8 protein-coding genes are annotated in these 12,609 nt (G+C 66.3%); 5 read left to right on the forward strand and 3 right to left on the reverse strand.

Features of this window, described 5'->3' with window-relative positions; all coding sequences use genetic code 11:
* The first annotated feature begins 84 nt into the window (after positions 1–84).
* Complete coding sequence (locus AU195_RS19960) at positions 85–918, forward strand: universal stress protein (protein WP_059160790.1); 834 nt, start codon at positions 85–87, stop codon at positions 916–918.
* Here AU195_RS19960 and AU195_RS19965 read toward each other — a convergent pair whose 3' ends face one another.
* Together AU195_RS19965 and AU195_RS19970 are read right to left on the reverse strand one after the other, a co-directional pair.
* Complete coding sequence (locus tag AU195_RS19965; RefSeq protein WP_059160910.1) at positions 919–1,746, reverse strand: SHOCT domain-containing protein; 828 nt, start codon at positions 1,744–1,746, stop codon at positions 919–921. It lies immediately after the preceding gene.
* An 80-nt stretch (positions 1,747–1,826) separates the two neighbouring features.
* On the reverse strand, positions 1,827–2,642 hold the full coding sequence (locus AU195_RS19970) for a cutinase family protein (RefSeq protein WP_157531212.1): 816 nt from the start codon (positions 2,640–2,642) through the stop codon (positions 1,827–1,829).
* A gap of 151 nt (positions 2,643–2,793) precedes the next feature.
* On the opposite strand from AU195_RS19970, the gene AU195_RS19975 reads away from it, so the two are divergent.
* From AU195_RS19975 to AU195_RS19990, 4 genes are all read left to right on the forward strand, one after another.
* On the forward strand, positions 2,794–5,370 hold the full coding sequence (locus AU195_RS19975; RefSeq protein ID WP_157531198.1) for a RyR domain-containing protein: 2,577 nt from the start codon (positions 2,794–2,796) through the stop codon (positions 5,368–5,370).
* A gap of 134 nt (positions 5,371–5,504) precedes the next feature.
* The gene (locus AU195_RS19980) at positions 5,505–6,431 is read left to right on the forward strand and encodes a TIR domain-containing protein (protein ID WP_059160792.1); all 927 of its coding nucleotides are present in this window, start codon (positions 5,505–5,507) and stop codon (positions 6,429–6,431) included.
* A gap of 149 nt (positions 6,432–6,580) precedes the next feature.
* Complete coding sequence (locus AU195_RS19985; RefSeq protein WP_172800644.1) at positions 6,581–7,621, forward strand: asparaginase; 1,041 nt, start codon at positions 6,581–6,583, stop codon at positions 7,619–7,621.
* 69 nt (positions 7,622–7,690) lie between these two features.
* Complete coding sequence (locus AU195_RS19990; protein WP_082703131.1) at positions 7,691–11,311, forward strand: tetratricopeptide repeat protein; 3,621 nt, start codon at positions 7,691–7,693, stop codon at positions 11,309–11,311.
* 60 nt (positions 11,312–11,371) lie between these two features.
* Here the strand turns inward: AU195_RS19990 and tuf are convergent, their stop codons facing one another.
* A complete protein-coding gene (tuf, locus tag AU195_RS19995; RefSeq protein ID WP_059096529.1) occupies positions 11,372–12,562 on the reverse strand; it encodes an elongation factor Tu in 1,191 nt (396 codons plus the stop codon).
* Positions 12,563–12,609: the final 47 nt, after the last annotated feature.

The raw sequence follows: 12,609 nt of genomic DNA on the forward strand, positions 1-12,609 counted from the left end.
GCCGAACTGGAACGTGTTCTAGGAACGTTGCGTGACCGCTGCGCCTGCGGCGCATACGATCGGTCGAAATCGAGGGAGGTCCCCATGCCGCTCGGCGTGCTCATCGGATACGACGGCTCACCGGCCGCCACCGCCGCCATCGAGGTGGGCGGCAAGCTGCTGCCGCAGGCCCACGCCTGGGTGGCGCAGCTGTGGACTCCACCGTTCGCCAGCGAGCCGGTGCGCCGGCGCCTGCGGGCCACGGTCGGCAGCGCCAGCGAACTCGTCGAGCGCACCGAGAAGGAGGGTGAACGCGAAGCCCAGCGCATCGCGGCCACCGGCACCACCCTGGCCCGGGCCGCCGGCCTGGACGCCGAACCGCTGGTGAAAAGGTCCTGGGGCGGTGAGGGTTTGGTGCTCGCGCAGCTGGCCGAACAGGTGACCGCGGACGTGCTGCTGGTCGGCTCGCGCGGGCTCGGCGGCGCCCAGGCCCTGATGGGCAGCGTGTCGGACATGGCCGTGCACTACGCGTCGCGCCCCACGCTGGTCGCGCCGGCACCCATGCTGGCCGACGAGTACGACGCGCTGGCCGACGGTCCCGTCGTCGTCGGATGGGACGGGTCCGGTGGCGCCCGGACCGCACTGGCGGCCGCCCAGCACCTCTTCCCGGGCCGCGAGATCGTCGTGGCGTCGATCGGGCAGGGCATCACCGAGGCGCCGCCCGAGGGTGTGGCCACCGAACACGTCGACACCCCGGCGGGAGCCAAGGAGCACTCCGTCGCCGACGCGCTGACCGGCCTGGCCGCACACCGCAGGGCCGCGACGATCGTGGTGGGTTCGCGCGGCCAGTCCGCGATCCGCCAGGTGCTGCTCGGCAGCGTGGCCCGGGCGACGTTGCGCGCGGCCCACCGGCCGGTGCTGGTGGTTCCCGGGCCCTGACTACAGGGCTTCGATGATCTGCTGACGTTTCGCCGCGTACTCGGCGTCGGTGATGGCGCCCGTCGCGCGCAGGGTCTCGAGTTCCTGCAGACGCTGCGCGGTCGACGGACCCGTCGGCGCGCCGCCCGGGGCGCTCGGCGCCGTGGTCGCGGGCGGGGGCATCTGCTGCGCCGCGGCCCGCCGGACGATGGCCTGGACCTGTTGTCTGGCAGACGGATTCGCGCGCAGGTCGACCATGTTGTTCATCCCGATGCCGTGGGTCTTGAGGATCTGCAGGATCTCCAGCAGCGGACCGGACTGCCCGGTGAGGTCGTAGGTGTGATTGTCCTCGGAGACGGTGAACGTCGCCGGCATCAGACCGCCCACCAGAGCGCTTCTCTCCCAATCGATCTGATATTCGTTGGTGGCGGGGTCGACGATCGCGACGAGCGTGCGGTTGGTGATCATCGGCAGCCGGGAGACCGAGGCCACCACGCGGTCCTGGGCGGCGAACGGCGTCAGACCCGGCCCGCTGATGGACAGGTCCAGTTTGACCAGCGGCTGTTCGTTGATCCGGGTGTTCGTCTCGTGGATGCCGGTGATCTGCGCGAGCGCCAGCACACCGCGCGCCTCGAGTTCGGCCGTCTTGGCCGCCGAGTGGGCACCGAACGCCGTGATGCCCAGAGCGATCAGCACATCCGCGGCCGTGATGAGCAGACCCGTCCAGAACATCCACTCCAGCATCGGATCCGGCCCGGTCAAGAAGTAGATGGCAAGGAAGATCGGGCCGACGATGCCGCACAGCAGCACGAACAGCTGGATGCGGATGTACCGCCAGAAGGTCGACATGGCCATGCTCCTGTGGGTCGCGCGGGCGAACACAGACTAGCCCCGACCCGGTCCGCGGGCCCACCGAAAAGAGGGATAGCTCAGCCGGCCGCGACCGTGATCGGATTCGCCGGGTCGGCAGAGGCGGCCGGGCCGAGCAACTGGTAGAGCGGTGCGGTCCAGGTGTACCCGCCGCTGCTCGCCCGGGCGTAGCTGGTGTGGACGGCCACGCCGGTCGCCGTCACCTCTTCGGCATCCGGGTCGTAATCACAGACCGCGTCGCCGAGTTCGCACACGCTGATCGTGCGGGCACCGACGTGCGGCGGCAGCGGCGCGGGTGCGTGCGCGAGGATCGGCCAGTCCTGGGCGACGCCCTTTCCGGCGCCGGGAACCGAGGTGACTGATCCGAGGTTGTAGGTCGGGTCGGTCGGCAGCCGGTCGCCGTCGGCGATCAGCAGCGCGCCGGCGAAGTTGGGGCTGGCCCCGAGCGTGTGCAGGTTGCGGTGGACGACCATGGCGCCCTGGGAGTATCCGGCGAGCACCACCTTGCTGGTCGGGCACTGCTGGACGAACGTCGCGTACTGGTTGGCCAGCGCGGCGGTGCCGGCGTCGACGCTGCTGATGAAGCCGGCCCAGTCCAGGACGCCGCCGTCCTCGGGCACCTCGGTCGCCGGGTACACGACGGCTTCGGCGGTCATGGTGCGGCCGTCGCTCTGGAGGAACTGCGCGAGGTCGGCGCGGGAGCGGGAGATGACGCGGCCCATGCCGTCGTTCATCGACACCTCGGCGCCACGCTCACCGGATCCCGCGGCGCCGATCCAGTGGACGTCGGGGCACTGTGGCTGGGCGTTCGCGGTGCCGGCCAACCCGAACAGCGCTGCACCGCCGATGACGGCGGCACCGGCCAGTGCGGCCATGCCAGAGACACTTCTCACGACGAACCTCTCATCCGACCCCGGATGCCCCTGGACATCCGTCGCCACGTACATCGACCGGTGTGCGGGCGGCGTTACGCCGTGTGAAGCTGATAAGCCTGTCGGGCTCTTCGGACTTCTTTACCATTCGCTGGTGGACAGCCCCGGTCCGAGCGCCTCCGCTCGAACACCCTCCGACGCCGACAGGTCGACCGAAGTCAGGCGTCGCGCCGAGACCCGATATCAGCGCCTCCGTTACGTCCTCGGCGCGGTCTATCTGTTTCTGGTCCTCTACGTGGGCGCTACCGCCCTGTTCCCGACGATCCCGAATCACCTTCCGTCTGTCATCGATTGGTTCGGCGCCGCCGGATCACTCACCACCCTGGCGCTGGCCATCGCCCTACCGGCAGCCATCCTGTTGTTGGGCAGGCCCGCTGGACGCCCAGTACTCGCCGGGATCCCTGTGCTCATCCTGGCGGTGGCAGCGGCATCCGCTGCATTACTGGGATTGGCCGCTTTCTGGCGCTGTCATGGAGCCCAGTCACCGGTCATCGCGCCCGCGTCCTGGACGCTGACCTTGTTCGTCGGCACCGTCGAGCCCGTGTACGCCACCGGGCGGGCGGACTTCTGCGGACAATTACCGGTGCCCGTCGCTCTCGAGCTCGCTCGCTTCTTCGCAATCGCCACAACCCTGTCCACAGCGATCTTCGCCGCGCTGACGCTGTTTCGGTCGCAGGTGGATCGGATCGCGATCCGGCGGGCCAGGGCGCTGACAGTGGTGGTCGGCCTCGACGAGGACACGTTGCCGCTGGTCGCAGCCATCGCGCGCCGGATGGGAGCGAACGAAACCCTCGCCATCATCACCAGCGATTCGAACCGGTCATGCGTCTCCGAGGCTCGTAGCCTCGGCGCACGAATCCGCGAGATGCCACTGACCGACTCAGCGGCGCTGGCCCACCTGCGTCTGTGGAAGCGCCTCACCCGCCTGTATCTGCTCAGTGAGGATTCGGCGCACAACGAGGAACGCCTGCAGGCAATCGACCATGCCTTGGACGCACTCGGTGTCGACAGGCCCCGGCTGCCCCTGACCGTCCGGATCGACAACCCGTGGCATGCAGAAGTCTGGCGTCGCAGCTTCCTCGAATCGAACACCGCGAGCGTCTCCACCGAGAACGGCGCGCGGCGTTGGGTTGCCGATGCCGTCGGCAAGTTCGAGATCACCGCAGGCAGGGTCGCCCGCCACCTTGCGCGGGTCGAGCCCGGTGCCGGGGCGCCGGCCAAGGGTGTGTTGCTCGTCGGCCTGTACCCGCTCACCTACGCCCTGACGTCAGAGATGGCTCAGATGCACCGCGAGCGTAAGGTTTTCGACGATCCGGACCGGCGACTTCCCTCACGGGTGATCGTGATGTCGCCTGGGGCGTCAGGATTCCTCACCGACCATCAACTCCGGCAGGAGCGGATCTCTCCCGGTGAAGCCGCGCTCCACGTCGAAGCCAGCGACGTCGTGCCGTCGGTGGAGAAGGTGGGCGACACCATCGGCCGGGACGACCGCGAGTTCGCCGTGGTCCTGACCGATCCGTCGCTGGAGATCTTCGCCACGCGCCTGGCCAACCGGCGCCCCGGACTACGCATCTATCAAGCCAGCACTGCCGCCACGTCGCTCCGCCCGTCGTCGGCGATAGGCAGTCTCTTCCCGTTTCCCGTCACGTTCCAATTCGACAACGACGCTCCCCAGGACGCCTGGGAACGTGCCGCCGAATTGATTCATGAGGCGTACCGCGCCAACAGCAGAGCGATGGGATGGCCCATCGCGCCAGAGGTGGACTACGACTGGACCACCCTCGGCCCGTTCTGGAAACAGCAGAATCGCAGACAAGTGACACACACCCTCGCGCTGGTGGAGAGCGTGGGTCACACCTGGAACACCCTCAGTCACCCACCGGCGCCGCCACTGCCCGCGCGCTTCGCCGAGATGGAACGGGAGGACAAACTCCGCGAACTCGGTTTCGAGCCGGAGACCGTGAGAAGGATGATCGCCGCCGAGCACGACGACTGGATGAAGTCCTTCACCTCAGAGGGGTGGAAGTACGCGGAGATCCGTGACGACAAAGCCAAGCGACACAACCGATTGCTCCCCTGGGATCAACTCATGGCCCAGGATGAGCACACTCGACGAATCATCGCCCAGTGCAAGGCATCCGGAACGGTCCCCCCGGAAGGGTTGCGGCTTCACGAGCACCGGGCTCAGGACAGTTTGATCGATACGCTGCACACGCTGCGTAGCCTCGGCTATCGCTCCATCCCGCGGGCGACGACGACCGAACTCGATACCCGTCCGCCCGACGTATGGCGGTCGTTCCGGCGCGTGGGGGTCGTCCTCGCCGAACGGCGTACCGAGCCGTGGACCTGGACCACCGAGGCGGGTGACCAGATGGTCGGCGAGGCGGGTGATTGGTCTGTCGTGGACGACGCCGGTGTCGAGCGCTCGGTCGACGATGAGAGCTTCCGACTCAGTTATGAGCCGACCGACGAGGCGGGAAAGTATCTGCGTACCGGCGTCTTCCATGCGCGCCAGGTCCAGGTCGAAGAGACTGTCGCCACCGAGGAGGGCCCGGCCAGGGCACGGGTGGGCGACTGGGTGGTCAAGGGTGCGCGAGGCGAGGTCTGGCCAGTGCCCGCCGAACGCTTCCTCGCGAGTTACGAAGGACTGGCCGAGGGCGAGCCCACCTAGCGCCCGGTGGTGAAACGCTCCACCGCCCCAGACACTTTCGCGGCGATTCTGCAGAGTGGTCAATATCGGAAGCGGTCTACGCGTCGCTTCCCGTTCTGTGGACGGGTGAACTTCATACCGATAGCCTGTTTTGAATGCGGGTTTTCTTGAGCTGGTCGGGGGATCTCAGCCACTCCATTGCCGAGCTGATGCATGAATGGTTGCCTTCCGTCATTCAGACAGTCGACCCCTTTCTGTCCTCCAGCAGTATCGAGAAGGGCTCGCGGTGGGGAGCACAACTGACCGCCGGCCTCACTGGGTCCGGCTTCGGGCTGGTGGTGCTGACCCGTGAGAATCTCTCCTCACCTTGGATGACCTTCGAGGCGGGAGCCCTGAGCGAGGGGTTGTCGAATGGACGGGTCTGCCCCGTCCTCGTCGACGTCGAGCCCGGGGACGTCGCTGGACCGCTCGCCGAGTTCCAGGGCTGTCGAATCACCAAGCCCGACATGTTCAAGTTGATCGGCTCGATGAATCGCGCATCCGGCGAGGGTTCCATCGAACCCAATAGGCTCGCCCGGCTTTTCGAAGCAATGTGGCCGGACCTGGAAACCAGCGTGAACAACATTTTGATGACCCACGCGGATCAGACCGGGTCGGGAGTCAAGGAGGCCCCGAGCAGCCGCACCTTCAAGTTGCTCCCCAGTCGTGGCACGCTCATCAACCCTTCCGATGAGTCACGCAACATCGCCTTCAAAGTGGAAACCGTGAATCTCCTATTCAGCGAGCTGGCGAACGCCCTGCTCGAGTCGCACGATTTGGAGAGAACTCAAGAAGCATTTGAACGCGCGGGCTACAAGGCGGCCCAGGTGTTCGCGGACAGGATCTACGAGAAGTGGGGATTGGAGTATCCCGACGACTCGATCCGAGAGAGGATATCGCTGGTGCGCCTTCGATTCCGACGTGGGCTGGGGGCGCCTCTTCAACGAGCTCGACTTCGACGAGACAACCGGCGCGGTCACCGGCGCGATTCGCCTCATGGACAACTTCCAAACCTACAAGAGGTCCGGCGGCGAGGCCTCTGATTGCTATGTGATGCACGGCTACGTCCGCGGCGTGCTCGAGATACTGCTCGACGGCACACCGCTGACCGTTGAATGCGATAGGTCGCTCTGCCCCCTGTTCAATCGGTTGCGTAAAGACTGCGTGTTCGAAGTGCGTTCGGAAGTGTGACGTGACAGCCAATCGAATATTGGTGGTGTTCACGGGCGGAACGATCGGTTCGAGAATCGCCTCGGACGTCATCAACGTGGTTCCGGGCCAGACATACCGCCTCATTGACGACTACACCAGGGCCGGTACGACTCCGGTGCACTTCGACGTGATCGAGCCGGTCAGCATCCTCAGCGAGAATGCACGTCCGAGGGATTGGTCGGCGATCACCCGCGCCATCACCGCGAATGTCGCTGCCGAGCACGCCGGCGTGATCGTGACCCACGGCACCGACACTCTCTCGTACAGTGCTGCCGCCCTCACGTTCGCACTGACCGACTTGCGCATCCCGGTGGTGATGGTCGCCAGCGATCTCCCGCTCGAAGACCCCTCGGCGAACGGCTCGGCGAACTTTCGCGACGCCGTCGACATCATCGGACGCGGATTTCCGTCGGGGGTTTACGTCACGTACCGCAACCCCGATGGCCGGCGGTTGGTGCATCTCGGCGTCAGAACGCTCCCTCCCTCGCCGCTGGATCATTTCGTCTACAGCGCCTGCGGTCGACACCTCACGGAGAGCGAAGGTGATGGACCGCATCAGTGGTCAGCCTCGGATATCCCTGGACCCCGATTGTCGACTGATCCGCAGGTGCGGGGGAATCACGAATTCAGTGAGAACGTTCTGCTGGTACGCCCGTATCCCGGCTTGAATTACGACCGCCTCGACATCTCCGGCTGCGATGCCGTCGTCCATGATCTGTACCATTCCGGAACCGCGTCGGCGGGCGGAAGTCCGGCGCAGAACATCCTGAACTTCGCATCGCGGTGCAGGGCCGCCGACATTCCACTCTTCTGTGCGCCGGTCCCGGATAACGTCGGCACCTACGATTCGTCGGGCGCCTTCTCAAGTGCCGGTGTGGTCTCCGCGGGTCAGATGCGCTCAGAAGTCGCTTATGTGAAGGCGTCTTTCGGCGCGGGCGCGGGGCTACGTGGAGAGAAACTTATCGAGTTCGTCTGTCAGCGTTCGCTCGCCGAGGAATTCCTCGAGATCCCCGGACGATAGTCCCGACCGGCTCGGGTGCGGCCGGTAACACAGCGCCACAACGCGTGTGGCATGCGGAAGTGAGGTGCGGTGAGCGTCGTCCCGATATTCATCTCGTCGACTTTCCGGGATTTTCACGGCGAACGCGACACCTTGGTGGGCCCGGTGCGCGCAGCTCTGGACGAGATGCTGCGCCCGCTGGGGTGCCGCGTCGAGATGGTGGACTTGAGATGGGGTGTCGCGGCACACAATACGGATGACGCGGCAGCCACCCAACGGAAGATCCTGGACGTATGCCTGTCCGAGATCGCCCGTTCCCGACCGCTGTTCGTCGGCCTGGTCGGGCACCGTTACGGTTGGATCCCGCCCGAGGACCGCGCGCGCCGTGTCGCACAGGAGGCCGGTCTCACTCTCGACGTCAGAGGGCGCTCGGTCACCGAACTGGAGTTCATCCACGGGGCGAGCGGCGAACCGCACGAAGTGCAACCGGTGTTCTTCGTCCGCGATTTCGCGCGCGGCAAGAAGCCGCCCGGTTGGCAAGACTCCGACACCGGGCTCGTTCACCGCTCGCAAACTCTGCGCAATTGGGCCATGAACCATCCGCGCGCGCAGGTTCATCGCTATCGGGTGCGGACCGACAGCACTCGAGTGCGCGACTTGCGCGAATTCGAGTCACTCGCCGTCGACGTACTCGGGCCGTTGGTGGTGCGCCAGGCACGAGAGATGAGTGAGCTGAGGGAGCAAGATCCCGTCACCGCGGTCGAATCGCTCTTCTTCGCCGATCGGACCGCCGTCGTCGAAGGACGCGACCTCCTCATCGCTGACGTCGTCACGGCGGTTGAGAACGGCCGATCCGTCTGTCTGACCGGGCCTTCGGGGGCGGGCAAGTCGGCGGTGTGGTGTGCCGTTGTCCAACGACTTCAGGCCGCAGGACTCCGGGTCGTCGCAGTCCCGGTCGGCGCCGGGCCCGATACCACTGGCGAGCGAGCGGTCGTGCACCGTCTTGCGGTCAAACTCGGCGCGCAGATACCCGACGAACTCCGCACCACTGAGCAGCTGCGGAACTGGTGGCGCGCTCTCATCGCAAACGTCGGCGACATCGTCATAGCCGTCGATTCCCTGGACTCTCTCGACGAGGGTGCAACCCGCGAAGAGATAGGGTTCCTGACGTCGTTGCCGGACAACGCGACCATCGTCGTCTCGACCACCCTCGAGTGGCAACGTGAACTCCTGGCGCACGCCGGCACTCGCCGAATTGCCGTTGACGATCTACCGCCTGCTGCGGTAGCAGAAGCTGCTGCGCACATGGCCGGTGAGCTACGCCGCGACCTGCCGACACAGGCGATCCAGTCGCTCGCCTCCCGGCCGAGGTCACCCCTCTGGCTCTCCCTCGCAGTCGGCGAGTTGATGGCACTCGACGAAGACGACTTCGCCGAAGTCGATCCATCCCGCGACGCCGTGTCGGAACTCGCGAAGCTGGTGACGAGAACCGTTCACCGTCTACCGGACGGTGTCGACGGCGTCATCGATCTCATCGTCGCCCGGGCCGCGGAGCGCTACGGATCTGAGAACGCCGCGGCGATCATGCGGGCGCTGGCCCTGTCACGCTCGGGGCTGAGATCCAGTGACCTGGCAGGAATCACGGGCCTGCCCGAGGTGGTCGTCGCCGGTTTACGAAGAGCCTTCGCCGGGATGGTCGAGATTCGCGGTGCGGGCGGGCGACTCGGATTTGTCCACGGCGCCGTGAAAGCCGCGGTCACGCGGGTCCACCTCTCGGCGCCGCTGATCGCACCGACGCACGCGCGGATCGCGAACCACCTGGCAACACTGCGGGACAACGACCCCATTCGTGAGGACGACTTACTCTGGCACACACTGCATTCGGGTGGTTCGCCGTCAGCGGGCCCCATCCTCAACGGAGTCGGTGGCGCCGACAGCGAGCGCAGCATCCGTGCCCGCAGGGTGATCGCTCGAGCCCTCGTACGAGGGATCGATCTCGGGGCCGTCACGAACGGTCTCGACCACAAGGGCCTGTGGATCCTCATGGGCACCGAGTCGTCCGGCTGGTCTGAACTGCCCCTCGAGGCCCGCAGGAGGCTCAGGGACGTCACGCTCCGACATGCGCGCGCACTACAGGCGGCCAACCCGCGGAGCGACCTATCGGTGCGCGCGGTCGCTGTCGCGTTGGGCAACCTCGGCGACGTCGAAACCGACGCCGGCGACGTGCAACGAGCCCGCGACCTGTACGACGAAAGCCTGCAGATCGCTCGAAGTCGTTGGCGGGCCACCCCGGACACCCCCAGTCAGCGGGACCTCTCGGTGGCACTGCGCCGTGCGAGCGCGGCGGCCGAGCAAAGCGGAGACTTCGACCGCGCCCGAGAGCTCTCTGCCGAAGCGTTGGAGATCACCCGGAATCTGAGGGAGGCCAGATCCGGAAACCTCCAGGCGCAGCGCGACGTCGGGATCTCCCTTCTCGACGTCGGCGCACAAGCGCAAGCACGCGGTGACAACGCAGCGGCCCAGGCGGCTTACGAGGAAGCACTACGTATCTGGCGGGACTTGGTCACCGCTGACCCCGACAACGAGTCCGTCCAGCGTGATGCGAGTGTTGCGCTCAACAAGGTCGGTGAACTTGCGCGACAGACGGGGGCATACACGCGCGCGAAAGCGCCGCTCGAAGAAGCCCTTCGAATCCGGCGGAAGATACTCGCCGCGAATCCTGGTAGCTCACAGGCGATGAGGGACGTCTGCGTCTCTCTGACCAATGTGGGGCAGCTGGCCCGCGCCACCGGCGCCACGGAAGAGGCATCCGAGAACTTCGACGAATCATTGGCTCTGGCGCGGAAAGTATTCGCAGCCGATCCGGCAAACGCCATCGCCCTGCGGGACGTCAGCGTATCGCTGGGGCGCGTCGGCCAACTCGCGCTGGACCGAGGCCAGACCACGGTGGCCGCCGAAGCGTTCGAGGAGGCCCTGCACATCCGGCGGCGACTGTCGGCACTCGATCCGGAAAACGCCGAGGCCACGCGCGATATCGCCGTCACGTTGGAAGACCTCGGCACTGTCGCGAACACGAATAAGGACCACACCCGGGCACGGGATCGGTTCGAAGAGGCCCTGCAGCTGTGGCGACAACTTCGACGGCTCGATCCGGCGAGTGTGAAGGCGGCCCGGAACGTGATGACAGCGCTCAACGACGTGGGCCAGGCCGCGCGCATGGACGGCGCGTTGGGCCGAGCACGTGAGGCGTACACCGAGTCAGTGGAGATCGCCCGCGACCTGTTGACGCGCAAGCCGCAGGACACGGCAGCCCTGCGTGACCTCAAGTTGGCTCTCGACAATCTCGGCGAAGTCAATCGACGGGCGAAAGACTTCGACTCCGCGCGAAAGACATGCGAAGAATCTCTCCGCGTCGCGCAAGCGATCAACAGCGTGGAGACGGGTCCACGCGCGCGGCGCGAGCTGTGGTCGGCACAAACCCTGCTCGGCCGTCTTGCCGACGAGATCGGAGACTTCCACAGTGCGCGAATCGCCTTCGACGAGGCTCTGTCACTCGCCCGCGAGCTCCACGCATCGCGACCGACCGTCGCGTCCACACGCGACCTGTCGGGTTCGCTGCGCCGGCTCGGCGACGTGGCCCTGCGCACGGGAGACGCCCGCTTGGCCGATGCCTGTCACCAGGCGGTTCGCGAACTTGCCGCTCCGAAATGACCACGGCACAACGCGAAACGGCGCCCACCCGAAGGTGAGCGCCGCTTCGACGTACTGGTCTTACTTGTGGATCTTCGTCACACGGCCGGCGCCGACGGTGCGGCCACCCTCACGGATGGCGAACCGCAGGCCCTCGTCCATGGCGACGGGCTGGATCAGCTTGACGGAGATGTCGGTGTTGTCACCGGGCATCACCATCTCGGTGCCCTCGGGCAGGGTCACCACGCCGGTCACGTCCGTGGTCCGGAAGTAGAACTGCGGACGGTAGTTGTTGAAGAACGGCGTGTGGCGGCCACCCTCGTCCTTGGACAGGATGTAGACCTGGCCGTCGAACTCGGTGTGCGGGGTGGTGGTGCCGGGCTTGACCACGACCTGGCCGCGCTCGACGTCCTCACGCTTGATACCGCGCAGCAGCAGACCGACGTTGTCACCGGCCTGGCCCTGGTCGAGCAGCTTGCGGAACATCTCGACACCGGTGACCGTGGTCTTGGTGGTGCCGGGGCGGATGCCGACGATCTCGACTTCCTCGTTCACGTTGACCACGCCGCGCTCCACACGACCGGTGACCACGGTGCCGCGGCCGGTGATCGTGAAGACGTCCTCGACGGGCATCAGGAACGGACGGTCGGTGTCGCGGACCGGGTCCGGGATCGACTCGTCGACGGCGTCCATGAGGTCCTCGACGGACTTGACCCACTTCTCGTCGCCCTCGAGCGCCTTGAGCGCCGAGACGCGCACGACCGGGGCGTCCTCGTCGAAGTCCTGGGCGGCCAGCAGTTCGCGGACCTCCATCTCGACGAGCTCGATGAGCTCCTCGTCGTCGACCGCGTCGGCCTTGTTCAGCGCCACCAGGATGTAGGGGACGCCGACCTGGCGGGCCAGCAGCACGTGCTCACGGGTCTGCGGCATGGGGCCGTCGGTGGCGGCGACCACCAGGATCGCGCCGTCCATCTGGGCGGCACCGGTGATCATGTTCTTGATGTAGTCAGCGTGACCGGGGGCGTCGACGTGCGCGTAGTGACGCTTCTCGGTCTGGTACTCCACGTGGGAGATGTTGATCGTGATGCCGCGCTGACGCTCCTCAGGCGCATTGTCGATCTGGTCGAATGCGCGCGACTCGTTCAACTCGGGGTACTTGTCGTGCAGAACCTTGGTGATTGCTGCGGTCAGCGTGGTCTTGCCGTGGTCAACGTGACCGATGGTCCCGATGTTGACGTGCGGCTTCGTCCGCTCGAACTTCGCCTTCGCCACTTCTGTGTCCTCCTGGACTTGTTGGTGCTTGTTACAGCAGGTTGGTT

The sequence above is a fragment of the Mycobacterium sp. IS-1496 genome (assembly GCF_001499995.1).
Classification (GTDB): Bacteria; Actinomycetota; Actinomycetes; order Mycobacteriales; family Mycobacteriaceae; genus Mycobacterium.

What these genes read in the sequence shown, in the direction of transcription:
- AU195_RS19970 (WP_157531212.1), bottom strand. Translation starts at nt 2,642, where the DNA reads ATGGCCGCACTGGCCGGTGCCGCCGTCATCGGCGGTGCAGCGCTGTTC.
- AU195_RS19960 (WP_059160790.1), top strand. Translation starts at nt 85, where the DNA reads ATGCCGCTCGGCGTGCTCATCGGATACGACGGCTCACCGGCCGCCACC.
- AU195_RS19965 (WP_059160910.1), bottom strand. Translation starts at nt 1,746, where the DNA reads ATGTCGACCTTCTGGCGGTACATCCGCATCCAGCTGTTCGTGCTGCTG.
- AU195_RS19980 (WP_059160792.1), top strand. Translation starts at nt 5,505, where the DNA reads ATGCGGGTTTTCTTGAGCTGGTCGGGGGATCTCAGCCACTCCATTGCC.